Here is a 15,841-nt window from a genome sequence, read left to right as displayed (position 1 = left end):
TTTAAAAATTGAACCAAAGTTCGGGTATTATTATATATATGCAAATAATTATTGCCAATATAAAATTGAGCTTTGGTTCAAAATTTATTGACCTTAATTTTTTTTAGTTTTATAATTAACTTATTAAATATTAATTTTTATATAAAAGGTGGTTCTATGGAAAAAAACTACAATGAAAAACCTAAACAAAAAAGAGCACTTGAAACTAGAAAAAAGTTAATTACAGCTGCAGAACAGCTTTTCAATAAAAAAGGATTTTATGATACAACTTCTAAAGACATTGCAAAAGAAGCTGGAGTTTCTATTGGAATATTTTATAATTACTTTAAAGATAAAAGCAAAATCTATTACGAATGTTTAAATCTAGGATATGATGATGACAATAGTAAAATTATAGAATTATTAAAAAAGTTGTTTGATGAGGAGGATGATTTAAAAACAAAAATTTATAGCTATCTATACGATGTATTATTAAAAATAAGATCAAAAATAAAAATTGTTATGGAAAGAGACAGGATTATGGCTGATTATCCTGAAATAAACGAATTAATAAAAAGGTGTGATGAAGAAATAATCAAAGAAATTGAAAATTATTTTTCAGGTGAAGATTCAGAAGTTATTGCACAATTGATAGTTGAAACCACCAATAGAAATGCTATAGTTGTTTCATCCATGGAGGATTCTAAAAAGCAGGAAAAGTATATAGAATATCTTGCAGAAATGCTTTCTTGTTTCTTTGAAAGATTTAAAAAATGAGAACTGTGTTGTAAATTTAAGTTGTTTCTGAACTGGTTACTGTTATTGGTGCTGTATAAATCATACTTGCAGGATTTGTTACACTTGGCTGGCTTCCATTAATAGTATAATATATCTTTGCTCTTGCTTATGTAGGCGGTGAATGGGATGCAGGAAAATATAAAACCTATCCTGCTGATGAAGATAACATCATTCCTAGAAATATTTAAGGATGTTTTGGCAAAAATAAAGTAATGGAGGAGGTGCTAACATGAGCATAGAAGAAATCCTTTCAGGTGAATCCAAGTGCATGGAGTTTAAAGAGATGCTGCCGGAGAAAAGCAGTAAATATATGAAGACTGTTGTTGCTTTTGCAAATGGACATGGAGGAAAGTTGATATTTAGAATAAGAGATGATAATCATGAAGTAGTTGGAATAGATGATGATTCAATTTTTAAAACAATGGATTCCATTACAAATGCAATTTCAGATAGTTGTGAACCTGTAATTATACCGGATGTAACATTGCAGACAATAGACGGGAAAACTATTATTGTGGTTGAAATCAGTGCAGGAAAACAGCGTCCTTATTATATCAAATCGCTTGGTATGGAAAAAGGCATTTATGTAAGAACGGCAGGAACTACCAGACCTGCTGACAACTACATGATTAAAGAATTGATGTTTGAAGGTGCAAATAGATGCTTTGATCAGACACCTTGTATTGGATATACTGTTTCAAAGGCTGATTTTAAAAATCTTTGTAGTTCTTTAAGAAAAACTGCAATAGAAAACTGCAAAACAGATGCAGAAAAAGCAGAAGTAAAGAAAGTAACTACTAATACTCTGCTGTCATGGGGTGTTTTAGCAGAACAAAATGGTGAGCTTATTCCTACAAATGCTTTTGCACTTCTTTCAGGAAATCCGATATTGCAGACAAAAATACAGTGCGGAGTATTTAAAGGAACGACAAGAGCTGTATTTGTAGACCGCCGTGAGTTTGCAGGTTCTATTCAAAATCAGATAGAAAAAGCTTATAAATATGTACTTGAAAAGATTAATCTTGGTGCAAAAATAAATGGATTGTATCGTCAGGATGAATATGAGCTGCCAATTGGAAGTGTACGTGAAATTATTGCTAATGCTGTTACACATCGTAGCTATCTTGAACCGGGCAATGTGCAGGTGGCTTTATATGATGACCGTCTGGAAGTCACTTCTCCAGGAATGCTTCTTACTGGTGTTACCATTGAAAAGATTCGTGAAGGATATTCAAAAGTGCGCAATCGTGCAATTGCTAATGCGTTTGTCTATATGAAAATTATAGAACAGTGGGGTAGTGGTATTCCACGTATATTTGAAGAATTTAAGGAATATGGTTTGAAAGAACCAGAGCTTATTGATTTGGATGGCGATTTCAGAGTGAATCTTTATAGGATAGTATTGAATACTATCCAAAACGCCACCCAAAGTACCACCCAAAACGCCACCCAAAGTACCACCCAAACTATCCAAAACACCATCCCAAATATGAAATTAACATATTTTGATGAGACAGTAATTAAAACAATTATGGAGAATCCAATAATTACACAGTCTGAGATAGCACTCGAACTTGGCTGGGCAGTAAATAGAGTTAAATATTATATTAAAAAATTAAAAGACAAGGGCATTTTAAAACATAAAGGAAACAACAGGAGAGGGATATGGGAAGTTCATTTAAAAAATGAGCAAATCAAAAAGTAATGGAAGTATTTGCATGGATACAGATGGACGTTGTATTTCTTGTAGCTTTTTTTAAATAGGACAGGCGTAATTAAGATTATTTTGAACTACGCCCATATTTACTAATTATTCATGATACAACAAAAGTGATGCTGTACATGGCTAAAACACTAGGCTTGTTTTATAAATTTGGTCATTCGTAGAGGAGTTTGGATTAATTTGTAGAATTTATATTATTGTGTAAACAATTGATGAAATAATAAAATTATAAGAAAATGGGGGAGTAAATATGTTATCAGGAAAAATAATAACTTTAGGGATCACAGCATGCAGCCCAGCAAACCAGTCACTTACGTTAATTAAGGAATTGAAAAAGCGTGGAGCACAGGTGCATGTAATTATGACGACAAATGCAGCCAATTTTGTTACACCGCTTATGGTACAGAGAGAGGCAGGAACGCCTATCCAGATTGAGCAATTTGAACTTCCAAAGGCTTATGATATGAATCATCAGTCGCTGTCATTTAAATCTGACTTAATGCTTGTCGCACCAATTTCTGCCAATACTGTTGGAAAAGCAGCAAATGGAATAGCAGATAATCTTCTTACTACAAATCTATTGTCAACAAGTTCACCTATTATTTTTGCAACTCATATTAATCCGAAAATGTACAGCAAACCAAGTGTACAAAGAAATGTGAAAACACTTAAAGAAGATGGGGTAATATTTGTTGAAAATAAAGAGGCCAAATTTCCAAGTCTATTTCCAAGCATAGAGGCTATTATTAAAACAGTTGAAGAAGTAATTGGTTAAAAATGATTTTAACCAAAATGGAGCTATAACTTAATATAGTTCCATTTTAGCTGAAGCAAAAGATTTTCTTCGTCTTAAATAAGAATATTTATTTGATTAAGTTGGCTCATCTGTGAAGCAGAAACTTTAGAAGCTGTGACAGTGTCAAATAAGCTTTTTATAGGTTTCCTAATTTTGATTTCACTGATTCAAGGATACTCTTAAATTTGGGCTGATCCTTAAATGCTGCAAATGCCGGATTTTCTGTGATTGCCTCAAGTATGCTTCTTTTAATGACCTTTTCATCTCTAGGTGCCTGGTTTCCTAAATCAAATTCTGCAAACCAATTATCAATACTATCAAAAAACTCATCGCCGTGTAGTTCAAATGAGAGTGACTCTGATGTGCATATATCCGCATATTTTCTTATCATATCAATTGCCTTATCCTGATTATTTTGCATTGCATAGCACTGTGCTGCTGTTAAATATATCTTTAGCATAACTCCGGGATGAAGATTGTTTAAATTGAAAAGCTTGGCTGTGGAAATTGTGCGCTGGAGTGTATTTTCAAACTGCTTTGGAACATCCTGATTTAATATAAAATAACTTGGCAATATATCCATCATATTAATTAAGTGATGATATATACCAACCTGTAAAACTTCTTTTGCCTTTTGTATATTTCCTGTCATCTGATATGCACTTGCCAGTATTACTTCATCTGATGGTTTAGGTTTCATTGTTCCATTTAGTAATTCTTGAACTTCTTCCGGATGTTGTAATATGAGATAACAGGCAGCTTCAAGTGAGTTTGCCTCATTTGTTACATACACATCATCCTCTTCTGCTCTAATTCTCTGGCATAAATCAATTACTTCATGAAGGACGGACTCCTGTGCTTCCTTACCCTTTGCCAGCATATAATGGTTCGTAAGAAGTACAGCCATCTGCACCAAAAGTGGAAAACAAGAATAGTATTTTTTTATAACTTCATGACACTTATCTAGAACTTCTTCAAAAGGTTTGCTGCTAAATTCACCAGCTAATTTATTGTAGAGTTTTTTTATATCATCCTTTGTCATTTGCGGCTCATATCCTATAAGCTCATCTATACTGATATTAAAATATGCTGCAAGCTGTGGAAGAAAAGTAATATCAGGGTAACTTTGACCTGTTTCCCATTTAGAAACTGACGCTTTGGATACACCTATATATTCAGCCAATTTATCCTGCGTAATGGCTTTTTCCTTACGCTTTGTAATAAGTGTTTTTGCAATATTAATTTCTTTCATATATTATCACCTCATAATGTAATTATACGGTTTTAATATATGATAACAATGGATTAAAAGTTGATTTTAGTTGATAAAATCAACTTACAGTTAACTTTGAATATTTCTTAAGCTCTGAGGTAATAAGAATAATAGTCACTATAACTGATAATATTTCTGCACAGGGTCCTGCATATAAAACTCCTAAAACTCCAAGAAATTTAGGTAAAATTATCATAAGAGGAACTATAAAGAAGGTCTGTTTACATAGTGTGAGAAGCATTGCTTTTCCAGGTTTACCTACAGCCTGGAAGAAAATACAACTTGTAAGTTCAAAACCTATAAACATACAGAGCATCAAAAATATCTTAAAAGATTTTAATGCAAATTCATTATACAATGCACTATTTTGACCAAATAGATTTACTATACCCTGTGTAAAAAACTGAAATATAATAAAGCCTATTATTGATACAACAGTTGCTATTTTTATAAGCATAAAATAGGTATCTTTAACACGTTTTAAATTTTTAGCACCGTAATTGTATCCAAGTATTGGCTGGCCTCCTATCGCTATACCTATTACCACTCCTAATAAAAGATCATTCACTTTCATTACAATACCTATTGCTGATATGGGAATATCACTGCCATAAATTGATTGTGCTCCATAAATTTTAAGCATATTATTGCTTACTATTATTATTATTGTTACTGCTGCCTGCGTAATTAAACTGGAGATTCCTAAAAGCATTACTGCCTTGCTCACCTTTACATCAAGCCTCAAATATTCTCTTTTAAACTTTATGTTTTTAAACTTTTTAAGGTAACTTAGAGAAATTGTGCAGGATAAGATTTGTCCTATTATTGTTGCTATGGCAGAACCTTTAACACCCATGCCAAAATGAAATATAAGTATTGGATTTAAAACAATATTTATAATTGCTCCTACTATCATAGCAAGCATTGAATATTCCGGGCTGCCATCTGCGCGTATTATTGAATTTAGCCCTGCTGCCAAAATCATGAAAGGAAATCCTATTAAGATTATTCTCATATAATCCAGTGCTACAGAAATGTTAGTGCTTGTAGCCCCAAAGCCCCACAGCAGTTTTTCCATAAAAATATATCCAACTGCTAAAAATATCAAACTTAAAATCACCATCAAAACAATTGCATTACCTATTGCCTTAGCGCCCTCTTCTTTGTTTTTTTCTCCTAATTTTATACTGTAAAAAGCAGCTGCTCCATCTCCCAAAAGTAGTGAAAAACCTAAGGCTAAAACTACAAGTGGAAAGGTTATATTTGTAGCTGCATTACCAATATAGCCTACTCCCTGACCAATGAAAATCTGATCCACAATACTGTAAAGAGCATTGACCACCATTGCAAGTACGCAGGGAATTGAAAACTTCATAATAAGCTTGCCAAGCTTTTCATTTTCAATATAGCTTTCATTAATTTTTGTACTCTTTTCGCTCAACTTACATACACCTCTTTCAAATTTCATATAGACATTCACGGAAGTTAGCAAACTTATCTACAGATATATATTTCTGGTGTGAATATCTACAATTGAAAGAATAATGCATACAGTAACGGGAGAGTCAACACTTATTTTATTGGAACTATAAGTTCAGTCACATAATTTTCTTCATCTACTGTGTTCATTATGTCCACAAGATAATTATCTACAGGCTCGCCGCAAATTTCATATCCATTTTCATAAATGTATTTATACAACTTTCTATAAGTATCTATCATACTATAATAACTTCCATAATGAACAGCAGTAACAGCTTTAAAACCTCCAAACTTTCTAACTAAACCATCTATTTCTCTTTCCTCAGACACATCTATACAAACTTCTATATCATAATCTTGCTTTTCTTTTTCTTCAAAATCAATACAGTTATCATAATACACTGCCATAGCATTCTTTATAATGTGAAAATTGTTTCTTTCAACTAATGAAATCAGCTTACAGTACCTAACTGTAAATTCTTCAATAGTACAAGGTCCCTTACTTCTGAGATAGGCAACATAAGAAACAGGTATTTCTTTTATCTCAATTTTAAATTCCTCATGTTCTTTCTTTTTCTTCTTACTTTCTTTTATAAAAAACTGCAATTTTGTTTTTAGCATTTTTAAATCGTTAATTTTATTATCAATCTCTATACATTTTTCATTAATTTTTCTTGTGTTATATTCTAAATTTTCTCTCCCCAAAAGAACTTTTATTTCCTTTAATGAAAAACCTGCTTCCTTAAAATGCTTGATTACAAGCACCAAAGCCAATTGATCATTTGAATAATATCTATAATTACTGTCTGGATCAATCTTTCTTGGTATCAACAGTTTTATTTCATCATAGTATCTGAGTGTTTTTATTGGAATATTGCATATTTTAGATACTTTTCCTATTTGATAAAGTTTTTTATTTTCATCCATTGTATTAATCAACTCCTCATGTAAACACAGTTAACTATATTTTACCATAATGGACATATGCTAAAAAAGGTTCTTTTCTTATTGAAGTCACTCCAAATTAAAGCTTTGAAAATGCTGGAGTTTATATTATACTTAACTTGATTGTATTTCAAATCTTCAATAGTTTTCATGGTGTATAAGTTCATAGAATAATTATTGTAAATATATATTTACTATGATTAAAGAAAAAGGGGGAAAATTGATAATGATTTTAGTTATAAGATTTAGCTCCATGCAAAGATTGTAAAGACATGGAAAAATTTTGTTTGGAGCTGCAGGGAAAACAATGTTAAACTTAATTTATGTATGTTTCAAAATGACATTTTTAAATCATTATGAGTAGTGTATAAGTTAATTAGCGACCCTATAAATTTATCAATTTAGTTTTTACATGTTTTGTTCAGTCTTTGCTTCATTATTTACAAAGTAAATGTAGATTGGAGCAGATGGCTTATGAAATATGAAAAGGCACAGAATGTATTACCACAATGTATAATTCAAGCAATTCAAAAATATACCGATGGAGGATATATTTATATTCCTAGAAAAAATGAAAATAAAAAATCCTGGGGAGAAAATACTGAAACCAAAAAGTATCTTTATATAAGGAATAAAGAAATTTTTAATAAGTATTGTACAGGAATATCTGTTAAAAGCTTATCTAAGCAATATTATTTAACAGAAAATAGTATTAGAAGAATAATCAGAAAACAAAAAAAGCATGGTTAATGTAAAACGGTATATTAGCATAAAAAAGTATGCTAATATACCGTTGTTTTATATAGTCACATATAATACAGAAATATTTATGAGCTTGAGCATTTATAGGATAAAATGATATGCTTTAAAAGCGGATAATATATTAATTTGGAAATACATATATAAAGGAAGTAAATAAATAATGAGTATTTTAACAGTTGAAAATATGAGCCATTCATTTGGTGAAAGAGTATTATTTAAAAATACATCTTTTAGATTATTAAGAGGAGAGCATATAGGTCTTATTGGTGCTAATGGTGAAGGTAAGTCAACCTTTATGAAAATTATTACGGGAGAGCTTCTACCAGATGAGGGGACAATTGAATGGAACCGCAAATTTAGCATAGGCTATATGGATCAGCATGTTGATCTAAAAAAAGGAAATACCACACTAGACACTTTAAAAAGCGCATTTTCAAAGTTATTTGATATAGAGAAAAAAATAAGTGACTTATGCAACAAGCTTGGCACTATGGATGAAAAGGAATTATCCAAAGCTCTCCATAAGCTATCAAATATGCAAGAAACTTTAGACAAAAATAACTTTTACAGCATTAATTCAAGAATACAATCTACAGCAGCAGGTCTTGGAATTAGAGAACTTTTAGATAAAGACGTTTCAGATTTAAGCGGTGGACAAAGGACAAAGGTTTTACTTGCTAAGCTTTTACTTGAAGCACCAGACATTTTGTTATTAGATGAGCCTACTAACCACCTCGATGAAGAACACATAGAGTGGTTAAAAAGCTATTTAATAAATTACGAAAATGCGTTTATATTGATATCCCATGATAACAGCTTTTTAAACAGCGTTGTCAATGTAATATATCACCTTGAACACAAAATTTTAACTAGATATCACGGAAATTATGATTATTTTCTCAAACTTTACGAGATGAGAAAACAGCAGTTGCAAATTGAATACAAAGAGCAGCAAAATGAAATCGCAAAGCTTGAAGATTATGTAAGAAAAAATAAAGCAAGAGCTGCAACTGCAAAACAAGCAAAGGCAAGAGAAAAAAAGCTAAATAAAATTGAAAGAATAGAAATTAAAAAGAACCTTATAAAACCTCGCTTTAATTTTAAAAGTGTAAAAATGCCGGAAAGTGTAATTTTTAGAGCCAGCAATTTAGTTATTGGATATGATAAGCCTTTAAGTAGACCTCTAAATCTAAAAATGAAAAGAGGAGAAAAAATTGCAATAACTGGAGCCAATGGTTTAGGAAAGACAACTCTATTAAAAAGTTTGCTTGGATTATTAAAACCTATAAATGGTGAAGTAGTTTTAAGTGACTATAAAAAAATAGGCTACTTTGAGCAGGAAGTTGCAGAAAGTAATACCCATACGGTTTTATATGATGTTTGGAAGACTTTTTCTGATTTGACCCAAACTGAGGTTAGAAGTGATCTTGCTAAATGCGGACTCACAAGACAGCACATAGACAGTCCTATTAATATATTGAGTGGAGGAGAACAGGCCAAAGTTAGATTGTGCAAGCTTATCAATAAACCAACCAATATATTAGTTTTGGATGAACCAACTAATCACTTGGATATCTATGCTAAAGATGAACTTAAGCGTGCTTTAAAGGAATATGACGGCAGCATAATTTTAGTGTGCCATGAACCAGAGTTTTATGAAGACATTGTAACCAATGTGTGGAATTGTGAAGACTGGAAGATGTGAGTATTAGAGCCGGTTAAAATAACCGGCTTTTTTCTGTAATTTATCTATATTATGTAAAAAATTATAAATCTATCTTGGTATCAATAATTGTCTCTAATTTTTTGATTTCCTCATGTGAAATAGTTCCATTTTTACTTTTAAAATTATCTATAAATAAAAGTAATTCATTTACTTTCATAACAGGAGTAGTATTTGTAGATACTTTTAATCTTGAACTCCATTTCCTTGTGAATACTACTATAGGTTGAATCCACAAATGTCCAAGTTGATTCTCTTTTAAATAACAACTCAAAGTGTATACATGTCCGCAGCATTGTTTACATGGATTGTAAAAGTTTTTATAGTAAACTCCTCCTTTTTGGCCAACTTTTCTCTGGCGCCAATTATGATCTTCTTCATTTCCAATAATAGTACCCTTCATATTTTTAGTTTCAATACAAAATATACCATTAAGGCCAATTACCAGATGATCAATTTGAGAAGTCCTATTTTTGTTTTTAATAGTTATATCATTATAAATTAAATAATCATTAGATAAGACTTGTAATTTATCTAAGACTTTTTTCTCGCCTTTTATACCATGGGAAAATATTGCTGCCTTATTCAAATGATATAGCAAATAAATTATTGGAATAAATATTAAAATAAATGGTGAATTAGATTTTGTCGGCATAGCTATAATTCTAATTATTGCGTAAATAATTAATAGTGCAATAATTCCTGTAAGTGCTTTTTTATAATGCTTATTTCTAATTTTATGAAGAGATTTTTCTTTAGTTTTTATTATTGCCATAATAATATCACTCCTTTACTAATAGAGGTAAGTGTATATATTAATTAATATGTGATAATAATAAAAATAATATTAAACTTTAAGAAGAGGAGTGAGATTAGATGTCGCGAGGTTTAGAGATATTTTTAATTACTATAGGTGGATTAATTACAATGGGAACAATAGTGGTTGTATTTATAAAAATTATGATTAATGTTACAAAATATGTGAATCAAAAAAATGGGTCATATTAGAATATGGATAAGTTTTTTAGTTTAACTGCATTATTTTCATGTAACTAAATCAGTAAGTTTTATTTAAATGAAATTTAGTAAAAAATAGATTCTTTGACGAAAATTGCACAAAAAGTAAATAATATCTTGAAATATATTACAAAAAGGTGTAAGATGTGAAATGATAATATATATACTTACAGATTTAAATAATTTTGGGACAGGTAAATTTTCATATAATCATTTTACTCGCTAATTTTGTGTATTGGATTTTCAAGAACATATTATAAAATAGAAGGGAAGCATAAAAATGCAATTTTTTAAGAATTTAAGTGTAAAGAAAAAGTTTATATTAGTATTTTCAATAGTTTGTGTGTTTATAATTTTAATAGCATCACAAAGTATATTAAGTTTATCAAAAATAAATGAGGGTTCTAGGAACGAAGTTATAATTATCACAGCTATAGCACTTTTAATTACAATTTTTATGGCTTACATATTAATTCAGAGTATAATGAAACCATTAAATACGATAAAATTATTTGGTGAAAAACTTGCCAATTATGATTTTATATATAAGTTTAAGAACACAAGAAGTGATGAATTTGGACAAACAGAAGCATCATTAATAAAAGCACAAAATAATATTAGAGAACTTATAAATACTATTATGGAAAATTGGCAAGGTATTAGTGCATCTTCTGGGGAACTATCAGCTTCAATTGAGAAAATAACATCTAAAATAAAAAATGTAGACCTCTCAACAGTAGAAATGGATAAAGATGTTCAAGAAGAAAGCGCCACATTAGAAGAAATAACAGCATCCATTGAAGAAGTTAACTCAAGCATGGAGGAATTATCTTCAAAAGCTGTGGATGGTAGCAGCAATGCTTCTCAAATTAAAGAAAGAGCAAAAGAAGCTCAGGTAAATGGCAAAAAAATATTGGAAGAAACTCATTCTATTTATGATGAAAAAGAAAAAAATATAATAAAGTCTATAGAAGATGGAAAAGTGGTAGATGAAATAAAAGCTATGGCGGATGGAATTGCAGCGATTGCATCACAAACTAATTTACTTGCACTAAATGCAGCTATTGAGGCTGCAAGGGCAGGAGAAGCAGGCAAAGGATTTGAAGTAGTTGCAGAGGAAGTGAAAAAGCTTGCAGAGCAATCAGCGGAAACCGTAAATTCTATTCAAGGTACCATAGTAAAGGTGGAAGATGCTTTTGAAAATTTGTCAGTAAATAGCAAAGAATTACTTGAATTTGTTATAAAACATATTAGACCTACATTGCATGAATATAAAGATTTAGCAAAACAATATGATGAAGATGGTCAATTTGTGAGTTCCATGTCCGAAGAAATTGCATCTATGTCCGAAGAAGTGGAAGCCACAGTAAACCAGGTTAGTACAGCAGTACAAACTTTTGCAGAAAATTCACAGCTTTCTGCAGAGCGTACTGGGGATATTAAAGGTAATATTGATGAAACCTCAAAATCTATGAAACAAATGGTACAAACGTCACAAAATCAAGAAAAATTTGCTCAAAAGATTGATAAATTGGTACATAATTTTAAGATATAAGAAGGAGCTCTTAATATTTAAAACGAACCCTTATGTCAATGACAATTAAAAAAAAGAATTTAAGTACCCTCATGTCATAAATGTGATGTGAGGGTACTTTTGAATTATTTTGAAATGTATAGATTTAATTTTATCCGATGATACATTTAACACCTTGTTCTTCCACTATTTTTCTTAATTGTTCCAATTTATCAGCTCCAGGGGATTTTGTATCCTTTAATTTATATTCTTTACCCAATTTATCATACTTGCTTTGTCCAAGATTGTGGTAAGGTAATATATTTATTCTATTTATCCCATTATCGTATGCAAACTTTGATGTATTTTGAATATTTAAAATATCATCATTACATCCTGGAATTAAAGGAATTCTTATTAAAATATTTTTGGTTTTTTGAGATAAACTGCAAATGTTACTCAATATCATTTTATTGGGTACCCCTGTATATTTTTTGTGTTTTGAATCATCCATTTGCTTAATATCACATAGGAACAAATCTACAAAAGGTATAAAAGGTTCAATAACCTTAAAAGGTGCATAAAGTGTAGTCTCAATTGCGGTATTAATATATTCTTCTTTACATGCTTTCAATATTTCTAAAGCAAAGTCATGCTGGCATAAAGGTTCTCCTCCAGATAACGTAACGCCACCATTTTCTCTAAAATATGAAATATCGCGTTTTATCGCTTTCATTACATCTTCAACTGTCTTTAAATCCCCCCAGGTAACTAACCCTTTATTCGGGCAGGCATTTACACAATCAAATTCCAAGCATTTTTTACATTTTTCCTTATCTATATTAATATGATGTTCACCTGTCTTCAATTCAGTAATTCCTTCTATGGCTTTATTTTTACAAGCTATTACGCAGGACATACAGCCCTGACACTTATCAACATGATAACTAATTTCTGGTAAGGTAGCTTGTCCCTCAGGATTTGCGCACCACCAGCACTTTAGTGGACATCCCTTCAAGAATACAATAGTTCTAATGCCCGGTCCATCGTGAACTGAAAAGCTTTGAATATCGAAAACTATTCCTGTTTTATTTGTTATTTTAATTCCCTCCTTTTATCTTTCAATATATGATTAAATAACTATTTTATACATGTGGGATGGAATATGCACATCCCATAATTATATTATCCAGTATTATTACACTGAGGTTCCGTATTCTGTTCTGGCAATAATCTCATCTTGAATTGGTTTGCCGAGCTCAACCCAGTATGCACTGAAGCCAGCAACACGTACAATTAAGTCACGGTAGTTTTCAGGATGTGCCTGTGCATCTCGGAGCATCTTGGAGTCCACTATATTGAACTGGACGTGGTAACCACCCTTACTAAAATAGCCTCTAATTAGGTCTACAAGGTGATGTGAACCTTCAGTACCTTTAACAGCATTAGGATGAAATTTCATATTCAGCTGTACACTACGCATATCGGTACAATCTAGTTTAATTCCAGAATTTAATAGAGCCATAGGACCATTAACATCAGTTCCCGGAGTTGCTGAAAGGATGCCATCGGTCAATGTTACACCTGCTAATCTTCCATCAGGTGTTGCTCCACATACACGACCAAATGGACCATGTGATGATATGGATAATGCTGCAGGAACCCAATGATAGCCTAAATAGGTTGTTTGTTTTGAAACTATATCTTTATAATGTTGCCACAAATGTACGAAAATGCTATCAACATAATCATCATCGTTACCGAACTTTGGTGCATCAAGACATAATTTATGAATCTTAGCCCATTTCATATCAATTCGTTTTTGTTCAAGCATCGACGTACGACTATCTGATTTCTCATAACCGAAGTTTTCCTTTAAAGATTGTTTTAATTCATCCAAAGTAAATAATTTTTCTTCAAATACACACTTTTTGATAGCAGCAAAGCTGTTTGCTACATTAACCATTCCTGAATTCAACAGGGTTACTGACTTATTATAACGGCATCCATTTTCGTCCATAGGCCTACCGGTCTTAATACAATCCTTCATCAACACCGAAGCAAATACCAAAGGATTTATTTCACGGCGCATTTCTACTGTATAATTCCATGAATCCATGTAAAATTTAAGATATTTTGATTCAACCTTGCACCATGTATCCCACAGTTTTTCATAACTATCTATTTTCCCCAGAGGATCATAGCATCTTACGTTTGTTCTTGGATCAACACCATCATTAAGGACTATTTCAAGAATCTTTGGCTCATTAAAGAATGCAGGATGGGTAATACCGTGTGAAGTTCCCTGTGTTCCGATTTCAACACATCCTGCTATAGCTACATCTCTTGCATCCTCTAAAGTAATATCTTCTTCGCTTTCATCGATTAGTAAATGTTGAATGCTGATGTCGTTATTGAAGAATGCTGGATAGCCGCCGCCACTCTTGCAGCATTCTGCAGCCTTCATCATCAGTTTATCACTGGTTTTTGAACTGACCTGTACCCCGAGAGTTGGCTGTATTGTCTGCATATTAATGCCAGCTTGTAAAATATCAAATTCTAGGTCATTTTCTGCTGGTAAACCATTTTTATCTACACCACCCACTACTAGGTGCTGATATGCATTTCCAGAAGCCATTGCAGACCATGCACGTGGTGCAATATATTCATTTCCTGAGAATTTGATACGTATCTGTTCCATTACTTCAATAACTTGTGCACGTGTTAACTTTCCCTCTTTAAGATCTTTTTTATAATAAGGGTACAACAATTGTCCCCATCTTCCTGGTGAAAGACCAACGACGGAACAATCATGTCCCACAGCGATATGGCCTATCCATGCAGATTGAAGTGCCTCCATAAAATTACGTGCAGGTTTTGCAGGAACCCATTCAAGCCTTTCTGCTATATCTAATAATTCTTTTTTACGTGTCATATCTGTTTCGGTGTCTGCAGCTATGCGAGCTTGCTGCGCGTAGTTCTTTGACCAATTTATTACTGCTTCACAGGAAATAATTGAGGCTCTCCAGAACAAGATCTTTTCCGCAACATCATAGGTAGTAGGCAAAGTATTGGCAATATGCTCCTTGCATTCCTTGATAACATTCTCAAGGCCGCGCTCCACGATTATATCATAAGCGGGTACCCATCTGCCTTCCATTATGGAAACGACACTTAACGGCCACATAGTTACCTTATAGCCATTATTAAAGGTTTCTGCATCGGGCATATTTTCGTTAATAAATTTTTCAGCTGCTTCATCAATACATTTGCCTTTCCAATAATTGCAGGCATCCAGAAGTGGTTGAACATCCTCATCTCTGATTGCATAAATTCCACACTGCTTCAAGCCTTTTGATTCAATATGTTTACGTCCGCCACCCATTCCTATATCGTATATTTTTTTGTCCTCAACAGATTCGCTATGACTTAACATAATCGGATAAAATTGCTGACTGTATTGCAGATGAACTGGTGCCCCACGTGTGTAACGTGTTTTCTGCATTACAATTAATTCATCAGGCAGAATTGATGGAGTAACATTTTCAAGTGCATAAGCATAAGCTTTAGCATGGCGTATTAATACAGGCTCCCCATCACATTCACGCCATTTTTCTGTAAATAAAACTGAAAATTCTGGATCCAACATAAGTCTTGCATCTAAATAACGCTGCTTAATTCTCTTGTTTCTTTCAGTTGAAGGTTGTCCTTTAACTTCACGATCAACAAACCCGGATTCTTCTTTTTCCTCCATAGTTGGTGGCCATGTAGGTGTTTGACTCTTTTTAAGTTCCATAAAATATTCCTCCTTAATTAAAATAGTTTGTATT

General features: G+C 32.0%; 14 protein-coding genes. 7 read left to right on the top strand and 7 right to left on the bottom strand.

Annotation, left to right across the window (positions count from 1 at the left end; genetic code table 11):
- Window positions 1-156 precede the first annotated feature (156 nt).
- The gene (locus CLRAG_RS11040; RefSeq protein ID WP_065078489.1) at window positions 157-756 is read left to right on the top strand and encodes a TetR/AcrR family transcriptional regulator; all 600 of its coding nucleotides are present in this window, start codon (window positions 157-159) and stop codon (window positions 754-756) included.
- Window positions 757-772: 16 nt separating this feature from the next.
- Here the strand turns inward: CLRAG_RS11040 and CLRAG_RS21405 are convergent, their stop codons facing one another.
- A complete protein-coding gene (locus CLRAG_RS21405; protein WP_083985684.1) occupies window positions 773-871 on the bottom strand; it encodes an FN3 associated domain-containing protein in 99 nt (32 codons plus the stop codon).
- A 135-nt stretch (window positions 872-1,006) separates the two neighbouring features.
- Between CLRAG_RS21405 and CLRAG_RS11035 the strand changes: the two genes are divergently transcribed.
- Both CLRAG_RS11035 and CLRAG_RS11030 read left to right on the top strand, forming a co-directional pair.
- Window positions 1,007-2,482: an ATP-binding protein gene (locus tag CLRAG_RS11035; RefSeq protein WP_065078488.1), complete on the top strand. Its 1,476-nt coding sequence runs from the start codon at window positions 1,007-1,009 to the stop codon at window positions 2,480-2,482.
- A 268-nt stretch (window positions 2,483-2,750) separates the two neighbouring features.
- Window positions 2,751-3,275, top strand: a complete 525-nt coding sequence (locus tag CLRAG_RS11030) for a flavoprotein (protein ID WP_065078487.1) — start codon at window positions 2,751-2,753, stop codon at window positions 3,273-3,275.
- 157 nt (window positions 3,276-3,432) lie between these two features.
- Here the strand turns inward: CLRAG_RS11030 and CLRAG_RS11025 are convergent, their stop codons facing one another.
- The 3 genes from CLRAG_RS11025 to CLRAG_RS11015 all read right to left on the bottom strand — a co-directional run bounded on the left by CLRAG_RS11025 (window position 3,433) and on the right by CLRAG_RS11015 (window position 6,978).
- A complete protein-coding gene (locus CLRAG_RS11025; RefSeq protein ID WP_065078486.1) occupies window positions 3,433-4,548 on the bottom strand; it encodes a helix-turn-helix domain-containing protein in 1,116 nt (371 codons plus the stop codon).
- Between the two features lie 79 nt (window positions 4,549-4,627).
- Window positions 4,628-6,010, bottom strand: a complete 1,383-nt coding sequence (locus CLRAG_RS11020) for an MATE family efflux transporter (RefSeq protein ID WP_242872134.1) — start codon at window positions 6,008-6,010, stop codon at window positions 4,628-4,630.
- A gap of 131 nt (window positions 6,011-6,141) precedes the next feature.
- Complete coding sequence (locus tag CLRAG_RS11015) at window positions 6,142-6,978, bottom strand: MerR family transcriptional regulator (RefSeq protein WP_065078485.1); 837 nt, start codon at window positions 6,976-6,978, stop codon at window positions 6,142-6,144.
- A gap of 492 nt (window positions 6,979-7,470) precedes the next feature.
- On the opposite strand from CLRAG_RS11015, the gene CLRAG_RS11010 reads away from it, so the two are divergent.
- Entirely contained in the window at window positions 7,471-7,746 is a 276-nt protein-coding gene (locus tag CLRAG_RS11010; RefSeq protein WP_065078484.1) for a CD3324 family protein, read from the top strand.
- Window positions 7,747-7,918: 172 nt separating this feature from the next.
- Entirely contained in the window at window positions 7,919-9,463 is a 1,545-nt protein-coding gene (locus tag CLRAG_RS11005) for an ABC-F family ATP-binding cassette domain-containing protein (RefSeq protein ID WP_065078483.1), read from the top strand.
- 61 nt (window positions 9,464-9,524) lie between these two features.
- Here CLRAG_RS11005 and CLRAG_RS11000 read toward each other — a convergent pair whose 3' ends face one another.
- Window positions 9,525-10,256, bottom strand: coding sequence for a nuclease-related domain-containing protein (locus CLRAG_RS11000; RefSeq protein WP_065078482.1), 732 nt, complete (start codon window positions 10,254-10,256; stop codon window positions 9,525-9,527).
- A gap of 101 nt (window positions 10,257-10,357) precedes the next feature.
- On the opposite strand from CLRAG_RS11000, the gene CLRAG_RS21245 reads away from it, so the two are divergent.
- Both CLRAG_RS21245 and CLRAG_RS10995 read left to right on the top strand, forming a co-directional pair.
- The gene (locus CLRAG_RS21245; protein ID WP_275507578.1) at window positions 10,358-10,489 is read left to right on the top strand and encodes a hypothetical protein; all 132 of its coding nucleotides are present in this window, start codon (window positions 10,358-10,360) and stop codon (window positions 10,487-10,489) included.
- A gap of 289 nt (window positions 10,490-10,778) precedes the next feature.
- Entirely contained in the window at window positions 10,779-12,053 is a 1,275-nt protein-coding gene (locus tag CLRAG_RS10995; protein WP_065078481.1) for a HAMP domain-containing methyl-accepting chemotaxis protein, read from the top strand.
- Between the two features lie 130 nt (window positions 12,054-12,183).
- Here CLRAG_RS10995 and CLRAG_RS10990 read toward each other — a convergent pair whose 3' ends face one another.
- A complete protein-coding gene (locus CLRAG_RS10990) occupies window positions 12,184-13,092 on the bottom strand; it encodes an indoleacetate decarboxylase activase (RefSeq protein WP_275507580.1) in 909 nt (302 codons plus the stop codon).
- A 117-nt stretch (window positions 13,093-13,209) separates the two neighbouring features.
- Window positions 13,210-15,807, bottom strand: a complete 2,598-nt coding sequence (locus tag CLRAG_RS10985; RefSeq protein WP_065078479.1) for an indoleacetate decarboxylase — start codon at window positions 15,805-15,807, stop codon at window positions 13,210-13,212.
- Window positions 15,808-15,841 lie beyond the last annotated feature (34 nt).

This window comes from Clostridium ragsdalei P11, assembly GCF_001675165.1.
Taxonomy (GTDB): domain Bacteria; phylum Bacillota; class Clostridia; order Clostridiales; family Clostridiaceae; genus Clostridium_B; species Clostridium_B ragsdalei.
Note: the sequence above shows the minus strand (reverse complement) of the source record. Positions and strands in the feature narration are given on the sequence as shown.

What these genes read in the sequence shown, in the direction of transcription:
- CLRAG_RS11040 (WP_065078489.1), top strand. Translation starts at nt 157, where the DNA reads ATGGAAAAAAACTACAATGAAAAACCTAAACAAAAAAGAGCACTTGAA.
- CLRAG_RS11035 (WP_065078488.1), top strand. Translation starts at nt 1,007, where the DNA reads ATGAGCATAGAAGAAATCCTTTCAGGTGAATCCAAGTGCATGGAGTTT.
- CLRAG_RS11030 (WP_065078487.1), top strand. Translation starts at nt 2,751, where the DNA reads ATGTTATCAGGAAAAATAATAACTTTAGGGATCACAGCATGCAGCCCA.
- CLRAG_RS11025 (WP_065078486.1), bottom strand. Translation starts at nt 4,548, where the DNA reads ATGAAAGAAATTAATATTGCAAAAACACTTATTACAAAGCGTAAGGAA.
- CLRAG_RS11015 (WP_065078485.1), bottom strand. Translation starts at nt 6,978, where the DNA reads ATGGATGAAAATAAAAAACTTTATCAAATAGGAAAAGTATCTAAAATA.
- CLRAG_RS11010 (WP_065078484.1), top strand. Translation starts at nt 7,471, where the DNA reads ATGAAATATGAAAAGGCACAGAATGTATTACCACAATGTATAATTCAA.
- CLRAG_RS11005 (WP_065078483.1), top strand. Translation starts at nt 7,919, where the DNA reads ATGAGTATTTTAACAGTTGAAAATATGAGCCATTCATTTGGTGAAAGA.
- CLRAG_RS11000 (WP_065078482.1), bottom strand. Translation starts at nt 10,256, where the DNA reads ATGGCAATAATAAAAACTAAAGAAAAATCTCTTCATAAAATTAGAAAT.
- CLRAG_RS21245 (WP_275507578.1), top strand. Translation starts at nt 10,358, where the DNA reads ATGTCGCGAGGTTTAGAGATATTTTTAATTACTATAGGTGGATTAATT.
- CLRAG_RS10995 (WP_065078481.1), top strand. Translation starts at nt 10,779, where the DNA reads ATGCAATTTTTTAAGAATTTAAGTGTAAAGAAAAAGTTTATATTAGTA.
- CLRAG_RS10985 (WP_065078479.1), bottom strand. Translation starts at nt 15,807, where the DNA reads ATGGAACTTAAAAAGAGTCAAACACCTACATGGCCACCAACTATGGAG.